At 70.5% G+C, this 14,179-nt stretch carries 9 protein-coding genes; 4 read left to right on the top strand and 5 right to left on the bottom strand.

The genetic code is table 11. The features are described 5' to 3' along the window. Window positions 1-13: 13 nt before the first annotated feature. Window positions 14-4,969, bottom strand: coding sequence for an NAD-glutamate dehydrogenase (locus ACF1G2_RS05715; protein WP_391797066.1), 4,956 nt, complete (start codon window positions 4,967-4,969; stop codon window positions 14-16). Window positions 4,970-5,353: 384 nt separating this feature from the next. Between ACF1G2_RS05715 and ACF1G2_RS05710 the strand changes: the two genes are divergently transcribed. Then, window positions 5,354-5,908: a DJ-1/PfpI family protein gene (locus ACF1G2_RS05710; protein ID WP_361768246.1), complete on the top strand. Its 555-nt coding sequence runs from the start codon at window positions 5,354-5,356 to the stop codon at window positions 5,906-5,908. A gap of 338 nt (window positions 5,909-6,246) precedes the next feature. On the opposite strand, the gene ACF1G2_RS05705 is transcribed toward ACF1G2_RS05710, so the two are convergent. Both ACF1G2_RS05705 and ACF1G2_RS05700 read right to left on the bottom strand, forming a co-directional pair. Then, complete coding sequence (locus ACF1G2_RS05705) at window positions 6,247-6,906, bottom strand: HAD family hydrolase (RefSeq protein ID WP_391797065.1); 660 nt, start codon at window positions 6,904-6,906, stop codon at window positions 6,247-6,249. Window positions 6,907-7,007: 101 nt separating this feature from the next. Beyond that, the gene (locus ACF1G2_RS05700; RefSeq protein ID WP_391797064.1) at window positions 7,008-7,514 is read right to left on the bottom strand and encodes a DUF6912 family protein; all 507 of its coding nucleotides are present in this window, start codon (window positions 7,512-7,514) and stop codon (window positions 7,008-7,010) included. 318 nt (window positions 7,515-7,832) lie between these two features. On the opposite strand from ACF1G2_RS05700, the gene ACF1G2_RS05695 reads away from it, so the two are divergent. Further along, on the top strand, window positions 7,833-8,315 hold the full coding sequence (locus ACF1G2_RS05695; protein ID WP_391797563.1) for an Rv3235 family protein: 483 nt from the start codon (window positions 7,833-7,835) through the stop codon (window positions 8,313-8,315). Between the two features lie 69 nt (window positions 8,316-8,384). Here ACF1G2_RS05695 and secA read toward each other — a convergent pair whose 3' ends face one another. Then, window positions 8,385-11,192, bottom strand: coding sequence for a preprotein translocase subunit SecA (gene secA, locus ACF1G2_RS05690; RefSeq protein WP_391797063.1), 2,808 nt, complete (start codon window positions 11,190-11,192; stop codon window positions 8,385-8,387). A gap of 315 nt (window positions 11,193-11,507) precedes the next feature. Here secA and ACF1G2_RS05685 point away from each other — a divergent pair, with 315 nt between their 5' ends. Both ACF1G2_RS05685 and ACF1G2_RS05680 read left to right on the top strand, forming a co-directional pair. Continuing rightward, window positions 11,508-12,089, top strand: coding sequence for a GNAT family N-acetyltransferase (locus tag ACF1G2_RS05685; RefSeq protein WP_391797062.1), 582 nt, complete (start codon window positions 11,508-11,510; stop codon window positions 12,087-12,089). A gap of 94 nt (window positions 12,090-12,183) precedes the next feature. Then, window positions 12,184-13,347 (top strand): winged helix-turn-helix domain-containing protein, encoded by a 1,164-nt coding sequence (locus ACF1G2_RS05680; protein WP_391797061.1) that lies wholly within the window; start codon window positions 12,184-12,186, stop codon window positions 13,345-13,347. On the opposite strand, the gene ACF1G2_RS05675 is transcribed toward ACF1G2_RS05680, so the two are convergent. Then, window positions 13,340-14,095: a response regulator transcription factor gene (locus ACF1G2_RS05675; protein WP_352187387.1), complete on the bottom strand. Its 756-nt coding sequence runs from the start codon at window positions 14,093-14,095 to the stop codon at window positions 13,340-13,342. The two genes, ACF1G2_RS05680 and ACF1G2_RS05675, sit on opposite strands and share 8 nt — an antisense overlap. Window positions 14,096-14,179 lie beyond the last annotated feature (84 nt).

Below are 14,179 nucleotides of genomic sequence, written 5' to 3'. Positions count from 1 at the left end.
CGGCAGACGACGGCTAGCTGTGCGCGCGCAGCAGCTGACGCATCGTCCTCATCGCCACCGACAGGTTCGCCAGGTCGAAGGTCTCCGAGCCCTGGATCTCCTCCAGCGTGGTGCGCGCCCGGCCCAGGATGGCCGCGTTCTTCTCCTCCCAGGCCTTGAACCGCTCCTCCGGCGTCGAGGTCCCGTTGCCCGCCGCGAGCACGTCGGCCGTGAGGGCGGCGTGCGCGGCGAACAGGTCCTCGCGGATGGAGGCGCGGGCCATCGACTGCCACCGGTCGGCGCGCGGCAGCTCGATGATGCGGTCCATGAGCTGGGTGATCCGCAGCCGGTCGGCCAGGTCGTAGTAGACCTCGGCGACCGCCATCGGCTCCTTGGCCGTGCGGTCCGCGATCGCGACGATGTCGAGCGTCGGGAAGGCGGAGGAGAAGCCGGCGACCCGCAGGGCGAGCTCCTCCGGCACGCCCATGGAGGTCAGCTCCTCCAGGATCGACTGGTACCACTCCAGGTCCGCGCCGCGCAGCAGCTGCGGCAGCTCGCCCCAGACCTCCTCCACACGCTCGGCGAAGAACTCGATCGTCTCGGCGAGCTGGAGCGGCTGCGGCCGGTTGCCGAGCAGCCAGCGCGTTCCGCGCTCGACCAGTCGGCGGGAGTGCAGCCGCATCTGGGTCTGGATCTCGGCCGGCACCCGGTTGTCGAGGGCCTCGACGGCGTCCCAGACCTCGCCCAGCCGGAAGATGGCGCGGGCGGCGGTCTGCGCGCGGACGATCTCCTCGATCGACGCGCCGGTCTCCTCGCGGAGACGGTGCAGGAAGGTCGAGCCACCGGTGTTGACGGTGTCGTTGACCAGGACCGTGGTGATGATCTCGCGGCGCAGCGGGTGGCTGTCCACCGCTTCCGTGAACTTCTCGCGCAGCTGCGTCGGGAAGTACGCGTGGAGCAGTCCGCACAGGTACGGGTCGTCCGGCAGCTCGGTGCCGATCAGCTCGTCGGCCACCGTGATCTTGGTGTACGCGAGGAGGACCGCGATCTCCGGCTGGCTCAGCCCCTTGCCGTTGTTGAGCAGCTCGCGGATCTGCCGGTCGTTGGGCAGGAACTCGAGCGAGCGGTCCAGGGCGCCGTCACGGCCCAGGCGGCGCATGAAGCGCTGGTGGGCGTGGAGCAGGGACGGCGACTGGGCGACCGCGTTGGCCAGGGCGACGTTCTGCGCGTAGTTGTTGCGCAGGACGAGCCCACCGACCTCGTCGGTCATCTCGGCGAGGATCTTGTTGCGCTGCTTCACGGTCATGTCGCCGTCGGTGACGAGCCCGTTGAGCAGGATCTTGATGTTGACCTCGTGGTCGGAGGTGTCCACACCGGCGCTGTTGTCGATCGCGTCGGTGTTGACCTTGCCGCCCTCGCCCTCCGGGCCGCCCTTGCGGGCGAACTCGATACGGCCGAGCTGGGTCAGACCCAGGTTGCCGCCCTCGCCGACGACCTTGACCCGCAGGGCCTCGCCGTTGACGCGGATGGCGTCGTTCGCCTTGTCGCCGACGTCCGCGTTCGACTCGGTGGACGCCTTGACGTACGTACCGATGCCGCCGTTCCACAGCAGGTCGACGGGCGAGTGGAGGATCGCCTGCATCAGCTCGGCCGGGGTCAGCTTGGTGACGCCGGCCTCGATGCCGAGGGCCGCGCGCATCTGCGCGTTGACCGGGATCGACTTCGCGGTACGGGGGTGGATGCCGCCGCCCGCGGAGAGGAGCTCGGTGTTGTAGTCGGCCCAGGAGCTGCGGGGCAGCTCGAAGAGACGGCGCCGCTCGGCGTACGAGACGGCCGCGTCCGGGGTCGGGTCGATGAAGATGTGGCGGTGGTCGAAGGCCGCGACGAGACGGATGTGCTCGGAGAGCAGCATGCCGTTGCCGAAGACGTCGCCGGACATGTCGCCGACACCGACGACGGTGAAGTCCTCGGTCTGGGTGTCGTGGCCCAGCTCGCGGAAGTGGCGCTTGACGGACTCCCAGGCGCCGCGGGCGGTGATGCCCATGCCCTTGTGGTCGTAGCCCGCCGAGCCGCCGGAGGCGAAGGCGTCGCCGAGCCAGAAGCCGTAGGAGACGGCGACCTCGTTGGCGATGTCGGAGAAGGTCGCGGTGCCCTTGTCGGCGGCGACGACGAGGTAGGTGTCGTCCTCGTCGTGGCGGACGACGTCGGTCGGCGGGACGACCTCGCCCGCGACCAGGTTGTCGGTGATGTCGAGCAGCGCCGAGATGAAGGTCCGGTAGCTGGCGATGCCCTCGGCCAGCCAGGCGTCGCGGTCCACGGACGGGTCCGGGAGCTGCTTGGCGACGAAGCCGCCCTTGGCGCCGACGGGCACGATGACGGTGTTCTTCACCATCTGCGCCTTGACCAGGCCGAGGATCTCGGTACGGAAGTCCTCACGCCGGTCGGACCAGCGCAGGCCGCCTCGGGCGACCTTGCCGAACCGCAGGTGGACGCCCTCGACACGCGGGGAGTACACCCAGATCTCGTACGCCGGACGGGGCGCGGGGAGGTCGGGGATGGCCTGCGGGTCGAACTTCATCGAGACGTACGAGTGCGGCCCGCCGTCCTCGTTGTTCTGGAAGAAATTGGTCCGCAGGGTCGCCTTGATGACGGTGAGGAAGGAGCGCAGGATGCGGTCCTCGTCCAGGCTCGCGACCTGGTCGAGGGCGGCGTCCAGCTCCTCCAGGAGCGCGTCGATCAGCTCGACGCCGGCGCGCTGGCGCTCCGGCGCCATCCGGGCCTCGAAGAGCGAGACGAGCAGCCGGGTGGTGTGGACGTTGTTACGGAGGGTGTCCTCCATGTAGTCCTGGCTGAACGTCGCGCCCGCCTGGCGCAGGTACTTCGCGTAGGCGCGCAGCACCATGGCCTGGCGCCAGGTCAGCCCGGCGCTCAGGACCAGCGAGTTGAAGCCGTCGTTCTCGGCGTCTCCGGTCCAGGTCGCGGCGAACGCCTCCTGGAACCGCTCACGGGCGTCGTCGCTGAACGAGGCGCCGTTGGCGGTCGGGGCGGGCATGCGCATACCGAAGTCGTAGACCCAGGCGTGCGTGCGGTCGGAGCAGCGCAGCTCGTACGGACGCTCGTCGATGACCTCGACGCCGAGCCGGTTGAGCACCGGCAGCACGGCGGAGAGGGAGATCTGGTCGCCGGACTTGTAGATCTTGAAGCGCCGCTCGCCGGGACGGGCGCCGACGGGCTCGTACAGCGAGAGCGCGAACTCCTTGCCGGAGTGGCGCAGCTGCTCCAGGTGGACCAGGTCGGCCACGGCGGCGCGCGGCGAGTGGTCGGCCTTGTAGCCCTCGGGGAAGGCGTTGCCGTACTTGCGCAGCAGCTCGGCGGCGCGCTCCTCGCCGGTCTCGGCGTTGAGCGCCTCGGCGAAGCCGTCGGCCCAGGAGCGGGCGGCCTCGACGAGCCGCGCCTCGACGCGCTCCCGGTCGGCGTCGGTGAGCTGCGTCAGCTCCGTGCCGGGGGCGACACGGACGACGAAGTGCAGCCGGGTGAGCACCGACTCGGTGCTCATCAGCGTGAAGTCGACGCTGGTGCCCTGGAGCTCTTCCTTGAGGATGTCGGTCAGCCGCTCGCGGACCGTCGTGTTGAAGCGGTCGCGCGGCAGGTAGACGAGGGCCGAGTAGAACCGGCCGTACTCCTCCTGGCGCAGGTAGAGCCGCAGCCGGCGCCGTTCCTGCAGGTACAGGACGCTGGTGACGATCTCGCGCAGCTCGTCGGGCGGCGTCTGGAAGAGCTCGTCGCGGGGGTACGTCTCCAGGATCTGGAGCAGGTCGCGGCCGTCGTGGCTGTTCGGCGAGAAGCCGGCGCCGTCCAGGACCTCCTGGACCTTGCGGCTGATGACCGGAACCCGACGGACGGACTCGGTGTACGCGGCCGAGGAGAACAGGCCGAGGAAGCGCCGCTCGCCCACCACGTTGCCGTCGGCGTCGAACTTCTTCACGCCCACGTAGTCGAGGTACGAGGGGCGGTGCACGGTGGAGCGGCTGTTGGCCTTGGTGAGGATCAGCAGCTTGTGCTCGCGCGCCTTGGCGCGGGCGTCGGCGGGCAGCCGGCTGAAGGAGGACGAGACGGGGGCGTGGTGCACCTCGTCGCCGCCGTGCTGCGGGTCGGAGCGCAGGACGCCGAGGCCGGTGCCCGGGACGGCGGCCAGCGCGTCCCCGTTGACCAGCTCGTACTCGCGGTAGCCGAGGAAGGTGAAGTGGTCGGCGGCGAGCCAGCGCAGCAGCTCGCGGGCCTCTTCGACCTCGGTGGGACGCAGGTCGTCGGCGGTGGGCTCGCCGGGGAGCTCCTCGGCGATGCGCAGCGCCGCGTCGCGCATCTTCTCCCAGTCCTCGACGGTCTCGCGGACGTCGTTCAGGACGCGGAGCAGGTCGGTGGTGATCTGCTTGAGGTCGGCGCGGTCGGTCTCGCGGTCGATCTCGACGTGGATCCAGGACTCGACGAGCGCGTCGTGGGGCAGATCGCCCTTGGGCTCGGTGGTCAGGACCTCGATGAGCTTGCCGGTCAGGTCACGGCGGACGAGGACCTGCGGGTGGATCACGACGTGGATGCCGCGGCCCTGGCGGGACAGCTCGTTCGTCACGGAGTCGACGAGGAAGGGCATGTCGTCGGTGACGACCTCGACGACGGAGTGGCTGCAGGTCCAGCCGTTCTCCTCGACCGTCGGGGTGTGGACGCGGACGTTCGCGGTGCCCTGGGGGCGGGTCTCCGCGAGCCGGTAGTGCGAGAGAGCGGCGCCGAAGACGTCCACCGGGTCCCGGTCGGTGAGGTCCTCGGGCGCGGTGTGCAGGTAGTAGCGCTGGAGGTAGTCGAGCACGGTGTCCCCGTCCGGGCGCTTTCCGTCCTCGGGCCCCGTCGGAAGTTGCCCCCCGACCGGGCCGGTCTCAGCTACCCGGGCGGCCCGTGCGAGCAGCTCGGCCTTGGCTTCGTCCAGCTTGGTCTGCATGTCCTCTGGCTCCTGTCGCGCGCCGTTGCGTGACGTCGGTGGAAGAAAGGACACAACGCCACGACGCGGTGTTACCGGTCGGAGTCGACGTTATGCCGCGATGAGAGATGTCCGAGCCGTTATCGGCCATTTCTGGCGCCGTGCCCAGGACGGGAGAATCGGCGAACGCCATGTCCGCCCGGACGCCGTGGCGCTCCGGGCGATGGCCGGGGGCTTCGCTGCCCCCTCGGCGTATCGCGCTGATCACGGGAAAAGCCTATCGCTCCCGCCCCCCCGATCGTCATGGTCCGTATGTGTACAAAAGAGGGGGTGGAAGTTTGACGTTATGGACAGCGACACAGTGTCCTGTGGCAGGGAGCCGAGATCCGAGATCCGGGAGTCACCATGGCAAAGATCTTGATCGTGACCGGGGACGCGGCGGAGTCGCTGGAGGTCATGTACCCCTACCAGCGGCTCCTCGAGGAGGGGTACGAGGTCCATATCGCGGCCCCGGCGCGCAAGCAGCTGCGGTTCGTGGTGCACGACTTCGAGCCGGGTTACGACACGTACACCGAGAAGCCCGGGTACAGCTGGCCCGCGGACCTGGCGTTCTCGGAGGTGGACCCGGGCGACTACGTGGCCGTGGTGATCCCGGGCGGCCGGGCGCCGGAGTACCTCCGCAACGACCCGGAGCTCCGCAAGATCCTGAAGTCCTTCTTCGACGCGGACAAGCCGGTGGCCCAGATCTGCCACGGCCCGCTCCTGACGGCGGCGATCGGCGGCCTGGAGGGCCGCAGGGTCACGTCGTACCCCGCGCTCGAACTGGACATGCAGGCGGCGGGCGCCACGTTCCAGGACACGGAGGCGGTGGTGGACGGCACCCTGATCTCCTCCCGGGCCTGGCCGGACCACCCGGCCTGGATGCGGGAGTTCCTGAAGGTCCTCCGCGAGACGACCTGACCGCCGGCCCGACCGAAGGCCGATCCGACCTCCCAGCGGCCCGCGACCGCCCGACGGCGGAGGCCCGCAGACGAGCTCTCAGTGGTCGGGCCGACGGCCCCCACCGGCCCGGGGGCGCCGACGGCGGTCGACCACCCACAGGGAGGCCCGCAGACGACCGTCTCCCTGGTCGGGCAGACGCGGCCCCCACCGGCCCGCGGCCGCCGACGGCGGTCGACCACCCACGGGGAGGCCCGCAGACGACCGCTCAGTGGTACGGGTGGTGCGGGTGGGAGCAATCAGCCCGGCCGAAGGCCGGGCGCACCCCCACCGGCCCGCACCCGCCCCACACCCGCCCCCTACACAAGCTCCTCCGCCACCGCGACCGCCTCCGCCAGCGAGTCCACCACCGGCACCCCCGCCGCCTCCAGCGACGCCCGGCTGTGCGACCCCCCGGTGTACAGGACCGCCCGCGCCCCCACGTGCGCCGCCGCCCGCGCGTCATCGGCCGCGTCACCGATGACGACGACCCGCTCCGGGGGAACGCCCGTGAGCGCCGCCAGATGCCGCACCATGTGCGCCGACTTCCCCTCCGTGGACGACCCGATCCGCCCGTCCACCCGTACGAACCGCGGCTCGATCCCGTGCCTCCGCACCAGCGGGACCAGCTCCGCGTGCGGCGCCAGCGAGAGCAGCGACTGCGTGAACCCGGACTCCTGCCGCGCGGCCAGCAACTCCGCCGCCCCGGCCGTCAGCACGCACGCCTCGGCCCGCTGCCAGTAGTGCCGGTGGAAGGCGCCGTCCATCAGCACCCACTCGGCCTCCGTGGGCAGCCGCCCCATCAGCCGTTCGTAGAACTTCGGCACGGGAACGGTGTACAGGTCCCGGTACCGCGCCAGCGTGATCGGTTCGAGCCCCAGCTCGGCGAAGGCCGCGTTCGTCGCGCCGATGACCGCCTCGATGTCGTCGAGCAGCGTGCCGTTCCAGTCCCAGACCAGGTGCTTCCCGTGCTTCCCCATGCCAAGACGGTACCGGCCCGCACCGACAGAGCCCTCGGCTCGGGCCCCGGCCCGCAGCCCCGCCCCCCTGGCCCCCGGCCCCGGCCCCCCGGCCTCCGGTCTCAGCCCAGCAGCCCCGGGATCTCCTGGACCCCGAACCAGAGCAGCTCGTGGTCCTCGGCCCCGTCCACCGTGAACTGCGCGTCGTCGTCGCCCTGGTCCGCCGCGCCCAGCGCGTCCGCCGCCGCCGAGACGTCCGCCTCCGCGTCGTCCGCGTCGGCGTGCACGGCGGCCGCCTTGGCCAGCGGTACGGCTCCGGCGACGCGGACCTCGCCCAGCGAGCTCGCGTCCAGCCCGCGGTCCGGGTCCACGACCGCGTCCTTGTCCGGCACGTCGACGGCGACGACGATCCGGCGGCGCGCGGCCGACGGGTCCCCGGCGAGCTGCCGCAGCGACGCGGCCGCGGCCCGGCTCAGCGCCGCGTACTCGAGCTCCTCGATGTCGTCGGAGACGTACCACTCGCGCAGCGCGGGGGTCACGGCATAGGCGGTCAGCGGGCCGGGGCCCAGTTCGCCCGCCTTGTGCGCCTGTGCGAGACCGGGGAGGGTCAGGGGGACGTACACGCGCATGGCTGGCCGCTTTCGTAGTCGGAAACGCCCTCAGGATACGTGCGGAGTCCCCCTTCGGGGTCCCCAGGAGGCCGTCTCGTCGGTCCACCGGAGGCATCCCCGCACCCCGCGCCGGAAGACCCGGAGGGCCGCTCCCTCACTCTGATAGGTGAATCCGCCGGACGGCCGCGCGGACGCCCCCGCCGCCTTGCGAGGCCGCGAGCCGTCCCCGTACAAGATCCCCAACAGAAGTTACCGCCCGGTAGAGCACCGGACGCGAGGGATCGGGGACCACTCATGGACATCGCCACGACGACGCGTACGCCCGAAGCCACGACCATGGCCACGACCCGCCCCCGGACCCCCCGCCCCCGCTCCGCCCCCCGCGGCCCCGCCGGAACCCGCCCCCGCGGCGCCGCCGGCTCACGCCCCGGGACGGCGTCCCCACCCGCCCGTACGGCTCCGCGCGTGCTCCCGACCCACGCCCACTTCGCCGAGCGCCTGCTGCTCGTCCTGAGCGGTCAGCGGCCCGTGCACTGGATGCTGGGCCAGACCGTGGGAGAGGCGTACGAGCAGCTGGTCCAGCTCGCCCCCACGACCCCCTTCGGGGGTCCCGGCATCCGCCCCGTACTCCGCAGCTGCCGGGCCCAGCCCGCTCAGGACGCCCTGGAGGCGTTCGCCAGCATCGCCACCGACCGGGGCGTGCGCGCCATGGCCTTCCGCCTCGAACTCGGCGCCGACCGCCGCTGGCGCTGCGCCGCCGTCGAGCTGGACGGCCTCCACGCGCGCGTGCCCGCCCCGCTCCGGCCCGCCGGCCGATGAGCGCCCCCGGCCATGACGAAGGGGCCGGCCACCTCACCAGGTGTCCGGCCCCTCCTCCCCCACCGGGGGTTACTTCTTGCGGCGACGCCCGCCGCTGCTCTTCTGCGCCTTGCGACGCTCCGCGCGCGTCAGCCCGTCGCCGCCGCCCGCGGCGTCCTCGCTGACGAAGTCGCCCTCGACGACGCTGCCGTCACCGTCCACCTTGGGCGCGGTGAAGTGCAGACGGTCCGGCCGCTGCGGGGCCTCCAGGCCCTTGGCGCGGATCTCCGGACGTCCGGCCGGAGCCGGCACCGCGTCCTTGGTGAGGGAGGGAGCCGCGTCCTGCACCGGGACCTCCTCGACCTGCTGCTCGACCTGGACCTCCAGGTTGAACAGGTAGCCGACGGACTCCTCCTTGATGCCCTCCATCATCGCGGTGAACATGTCGAAGCCCTCGCGCTGGTACTCGACCAGGGGGTCCTTCTGCGCCATCGCGCGCAGACCGATGCCCTCCTGGAGGTAGTCCATCTCGTAGAGGTGCTCGCGCCACTTGCGGTCGAGCACGGAGAGGACCACGCGGCGCTCCAGCTCACGCATGATGTCCGAGCCGAGCGACTTCTCCCGTGCGTCGTACTGCTCGTGGATGTCGTCCTTGACGGACTCGGCGATGAACTCGGCCGTGATGCCCGCGCGGTCGCCGGCCGCGTCCTCCAGCTCGTCCACGGTCACCTTCACCGGGTAGAGCTGCTTGAACGCGTTCCAGAGCCGGTCGAGGTCCCACTCCTCCGCGAAGCCCTCGGCGGTCTCCTGGCGGATGTAGTCGTCGATCGTGTCGTCCATGAAGTGCTGGATCTGCTCGTGCAGGTCCTCGCCCTCCAGGACACGGCGGCGCTCGCCGTAGATGACCTCACGCTGGCGGTTGAGGACCTCGTCGTACTTCAGGACGTTCTTACGCGTCTCGAAGTTCTGGGTCTCGACCTGGGACTGCGCGGAGGCGATGGCGCGCGTGACCATCTTGTTCTCGATCGGCACGTCGTCCGGCACGTTGGCCATGGCCATGACGCGCTCGACCATCTGGGCCTTGAACAGGCGCATCAGGTCGTCGCCGAGGGAGAGGTAGAAGCGGGACTCGCCCGGGTCGCCCTGACGGCCGGAACGGCCGCGCAGCTGGTTGTCGATCCGGCGCGACTCGTGGCGCTCGGTGCCGAGCACGTACAGCCCGCCGAGCTCCTTGACCTCTTCGAACTCCGCCTTCACGGCCTTCTCGGCACGCTCCAGGGCGCCGGGGAGGGCCGCGGCCCACTCCTCGACGTGCTCGACCGGGTCCAGGCCGGCCTGGCGCAGCTCCGCCTCGGCGAGGTCGTCCGGGTTGCCGCCGAGCTTGATGTCGGTGCCTCGGCCGGCCATGTTCGTGGCGACGGTGACGGCACCCTTGCGGCCGGCCTGGGCGACGATCGTCGCCTCACGGTCGTGCTGCTTGGCGTTGAGCACCTCGTGCTGGATGCCGCGCTTGGAGAGCTGCTGCGAGAGGTACTCGGACTTCTCGACCGACGTCGTACCGACGAGGATCGGCTGGCCCTTCTCGTGCTTCTCCGCGATGTCGTCGACGACGGCGGCGAACTTGGCGACCTCGGTCCGGTAGATCAGGTCCGACTGGTCCTTGCGGATCATCGGCCTGTTCGTCGGGATCGGGACGACGCCCAGCTTGTAGATCTGGTGGAACTCGGCGGCCTCGGTCATGGCCGTACCGGTCATGCCGGAGAGCTTGTCGTAGAGGCGGAAGAAGTTCTGCAGGGTGATCGTGGCGAGCGTCTGGTTCTCGTCCTTGATGTCCACCCCTTCCTTCGCCTCGATCGCCTGGTGCATGCCCTCGTTGTAGCGGCGGCCGGCGAGGATACGGCCGGTGTGCTCGTCGACGATCATGACTTCGCCGTCCATGACGACGTAGTCCTTGTCCTTCTTGAACAGTTCCTTGGCCTTGATGGCGTTGTTCAGGTACCCGACGAGCGGGGTGTTCACCGACTCGTAGAGGTTGTCGATGCCCAGCCAGTCCTCGACCTTGGCGACGCCGGACTCGTGGATGCCGACGGTCCGCTTCTTCTCGTCGACCTCGTAGTCGCCGGTCTCCTCGATGCCCTTGAGCGGGTTGCCGGCCTCGCCGCGGGAGAGGCGGGTGACCAGCTTGGCGAAGTCGCCGTACCACTTGGTGGCCTGGTCGGCCGGGCCGGAGATGATCAGCGGCGTACGGGCCTCGTCGACCAGGATGGAGTCGACCTCGTCGACACAGGCGAAGTTGTGGCCGCGCTGGACGAGCTCGTCCTTGGACCACGCCATGTTGTCGCGCAGGTAGTCGAAGCCGAACTCGTTGTTCGTGCCGTACGTGATGTCGCAGGCGTACTGCTGGCGACGCTGGGCCGGCGTCATGTTGGCCAGGATGCAGCCGACCTGCAGGCCCAGGAACTTGTGGACGCGACCCATCATCTCGGAGTCGCGCTCGGCCAGGTAGTCGTTCACCGTGATGAGGTGCACGCCCTTGCCGGACAGCGCGTTCAGGTACGCGGGGAGCGTGCCGACGAGGGTCTTGCCCTCACCGGTCTTCATCTCGGCCACGTAGCCGAGGTGGAGGGCGGCGCCGCCCATCAGCTGCACGTCGTAGTGACGCTGGCCGAGGACGCGCTTGGCGGCCTCGCGGACGGTCGCGAAGGCCTCGGGGAGCAGGTCGTCGAGGCTCTCACCGTCGGCGTACCGCTGCTTGTACTCATCGGTGAGCGCCCGCAACTCGGCGTCGGAGAGGTTGACGAAGTCCTCTTCGATGGAGTTGACCTGGTCCGCGATGCGGTGCAGTTTGCGCAGGATCTTGCCTTCGCCTGCACGCATGAGCTTGTTGAAGACGGACACTGAGGCTGGTCTCCTTGCCGGTCGGGCCTGGCACTGGGTCGTGTGATGGACTCGGGCGCGGGCACGGCAGGTGGTCCCCACCGCAACGGCCATCGTAAGCGAGACCGCCGCCGCGCCGGGAGGCCCGAAGGGCCGGAGCGTCACCGCTGCCCGGAATGAGAACGCACGAGACGCTCCGAAGGTGCCGCCGGGCCCGAAAAGCGATCGTTTGCGGGTCTGGGTTTCCCGCATCCGGAAGTTTCCGCTCCGAAGCCTGGACTTCCGGGATGCGAAAAGTGTTCGACTCATCACGGTCCGGACGCCAGAATTCCGACCATGGAGCCGACGACACTGACCACGGAACGCCTCACCCTCGGCCTGTTCGGCCCGGAGGACGCCGCCGAGGTCCACGCCATCTGCCAGGACCCGGACATCCAGCGCTGGACGACGGTGCCGTCGCCGTACGGGATCCAGGACGCCGAGTTCTTCCTGAACCGCGTCGTCCCGGACGGCTGGCGCGACGACACCGAGTACTCGTTCGCCGTACGGCTCCGGGAGGGCGGCCCGATCGTGGCCGCCGTGGCGCTGCACCACCCGCGCGCCGGGTGCTGGGAGGTCGGCTTCTGGACGGCCAAGGAGCACCGGGGCCGCGGCTACATGACGGAGGCCGTCCTCGCCCTGGCCCGCTGGGCCTTCACCGACCTGGCCTGTACGCGCGTGGAGTGGCGGGCCGAGATCGGCAACACCGGCTCGCGGGCGACGGTCGAGAAGGCCGGGTTCCGGGTCGAGGGCGTCCTGCGGGCCGCGCTGCCGAACAAGGGCACCCTCCGGGACAGCTGGATCGGCGCCCTGCTCCCCTCGGACCTGGGCCTCCCCGGCCCCGTGCCCTACCTGCCGGCCGCCCGTCCCGAGGCCTGATCGCCGGCCTCTTCCGGCCCTGGCCCGCCCGGAACTGTCCGGAGCTGTGCGGTCCGAGCCCCGGCTGTCGGTGCCGCCCTCTAGGGTGCGGATCATGACCACTGTGCCGCCGCCCGTCGCCGAACTGTCCGCGGACGAAGCCCGCCGGATCGCCCTGCGCGCCCAGGGATTCCTGGGCGCCCCCGACCGCCGCGCGGGAGTGCGGGGCGTCCTGCGCCACCTGGGCCAGGTGCAGCTCGACACGATCTCCGTCCTGGCGCGCTCGCACGAGCTGATTCCGTACGCCCGGCTGGGCGCCGTGGGCCGTACGACGGTCGAGAAGGCGTACTGGACCGACGGCCACGCCTTCGAGTACTGGTCGCACGCGGCCTGCATCCTGCCCGTCGAGGAGTGGCCGCTCTTCGCCTTCCGGCGCCGCGCCTACCGCTCCCGCCCGCAGTGGTACCACCACCTCCCGGACGGTGCGTACGACGCGGTGATCAAGCAGCTGCGGACCGAGGGGCCGCAGACCGCGACGGAGCTCGGCGGCGCGAAGAACAAGGGCGAGTGGTGGGACTGGTCAGAGTCGAAGGTCGCCGTCGAGCGGGCGCTGATGTACGGCGAGGTGGTGTGCACCGAGCGGCGCGGCTGGAAGCGGGTCTACGACCTGGCCGAGCGGGCGATCCCGGGCGCCGTGCTCCACGACGACCTGGACGACACCGAGTGCCTCCGGCGCCTGGTGCGGCAGGCGGGTGAGGCGCTGGGCGTGGGCACGCGCGCGGACATCGCCGACTACCACCGGCTGAAGACCGAGCAGTTCGACAGGGTCGTGGAGGCGTCAGGCCTCGTCCCGGTCGCGGTGGCGGGCTGGTCCAAGCCGGCCTGGGCGGATCCGGCGGCGCTGGCGAGCGAGCCGCGGGGCAGGCACCGTACGACGCTTCTGTCGCCGTTCGACTCGCTGATCTGGGAGCGGGCGCGGACGGAGCGGATCTTCGGCTTCACGCACCGCCTGGAGGCGTACGTGCCGAAGCAGAAGCGCGTGCACGGCTACTTCGCGATGCCGCTGCTTGCGGGCGGCAAGCTGCTGGGCCGGGTCGACCCGGCGCGCGAGGGCAGCACGCTGGTGGCCCGCCAGGTGTCGCTGGACACCCCCAAGGCGGTCGGCCCGATGGCGCAGGCCCTGCGCGAGGCGGCCGAATGGGTGGGCTGCGACGCCGTACGGATCGAACGCACCAACCGCCCGGACCTGACCCCCGCCCTGGCCGAAGCCCTCACCTGATCTCGAGGATCTTCTCCCGCATCGCATAGACGACGGCCTCCATCCTGGAGTGCAACTGCAGCTTCTCCAGGATGTTCCGCACGTGGTTCTTGACCGTGTTCTCCGAGATGAACAGCTCCTTCGCGATGTCCCGGTTGTTCATCCCGGTCGCGACGAGCTTGAGGACCTCCAGCTCGCGGTCGGTCAGCCGCGGCGCCGGGACGAGCCGGCGCTCGTCCGTGCGCTGGATCATCGACTTGAATTCGGTGAGGAGCTTGGACGCCATCGAGGGGCTGATCTGCGACTGCCCGTCGGCCACCGCGCGAATCGCGGTCGCGACCTCGTCGGTGGAAATCTCCTTCAGGAGATATCCGGTCGCCCCCGCTTTGATCGCGTCGTAGAGATCGGCTTCCTCGTCGCTGATCGTCAGCATGATGATCTTCGCACTGGGAGCCACCTCCTTGATGGAGGTGCACGCCTCGATGCCACCCCGCTTCGGCATCCGGACATCCATCAGGACGATGTCGGGCAACAAATCCGCTGCCTTGTCGACGGCTTCGGCACCGTCGCCCGCCTCTCCGACGACCTGGATGTCCTCCTCCTGGGCGAGGACGATCTCCAGGCCCCGACGGAAGAGGGCATGGTCGTCCACCACGAGGACCCGGATCGGCTCTTTGCGGGACTCCCCGCTGTCCGATTCCGATCCCTCGGGGATGGCCGCGCCATCGGACTCCCGCCCGCTGTGCACCGGCCCGAAGCTGTCCGCCATCGTTCCTCCCCCTGAAGGCCGTGGCCTGAATTCGTGTTCGGTCCTTCAACCTCTGCTCTTGAACCAGAGGTTGGCGTGCACGCC

It is taken from the genome of Streptomyces sp. NPDC013457 (assembly GCF_043089925.1).
Taxonomy (GTDB): Bacteria; Actinomycetota; Actinomycetes; order Streptomycetales; family Streptomycetaceae; genus Streptomyces.
Note: the sequence above shows the minus strand (reverse complement) of the source record. Positions and strands in the feature narration are given on the sequence as shown.

Excerpts from the sequence above, each read along its gene's own strand:
- ACF1G2_RS05680 (WP_391797061.1), top strand. The coding sequence starts at position 12,184 with ATGACCACTGTGCCGCCGCCCGTCGCCGAACTGTCCGCGGACGAAGCC.
- ACF1G2_RS05710 (WP_361768246.1), top strand. The coding sequence starts at position 5,354 with ATGGCAAAGATCTTGATCGTGACCGGGGACGCGGCGGAGTCGCTGGAG.
- ACF1G2_RS05715 (WP_391797066.1), bottom strand. The coding sequence starts at position 4,969 with ATGCAGACCAAGCTGGACGAAGCCAAGGCCGAGCTGCTCGCACGGGCC.
- ACF1G2_RS05685 (WP_391797062.1), top strand. The coding sequence starts at position 11,508 with ATGGAGCCGACGACACTGACCACGGAACGCCTCACCCTCGGCCTGTTC.
- ACF1G2_RS05705 (WP_391797065.1), bottom strand. The coding sequence starts at position 6,906 with ATGGGGAAGCACGGGAAGCACCTGGTCTGGGACTGGAACGGCACGCTG.
- ACF1G2_RS05695 (WP_391797563.1), top strand. The coding sequence starts at position 7,833 with ATGGCCACGACCCGCCCCCGGACCCCCCGCCCCCGCTCCGCCCCCCGC.
- ACF1G2_RS05700 (WP_391797064.1), bottom strand. The coding sequence starts at position 7,514 with ATGCGCGTGTACGTCCCCCTGACCCTCCCCGGTCTCGCACAGGCGCAC.
- ACF1G2_RS05675 (WP_352187387.1), bottom strand. The coding sequence starts at position 14,095 with ATGGCGGACAGCTTCGGGCCGGTGCACAGCGGGCGGGAGTCCGATGGC.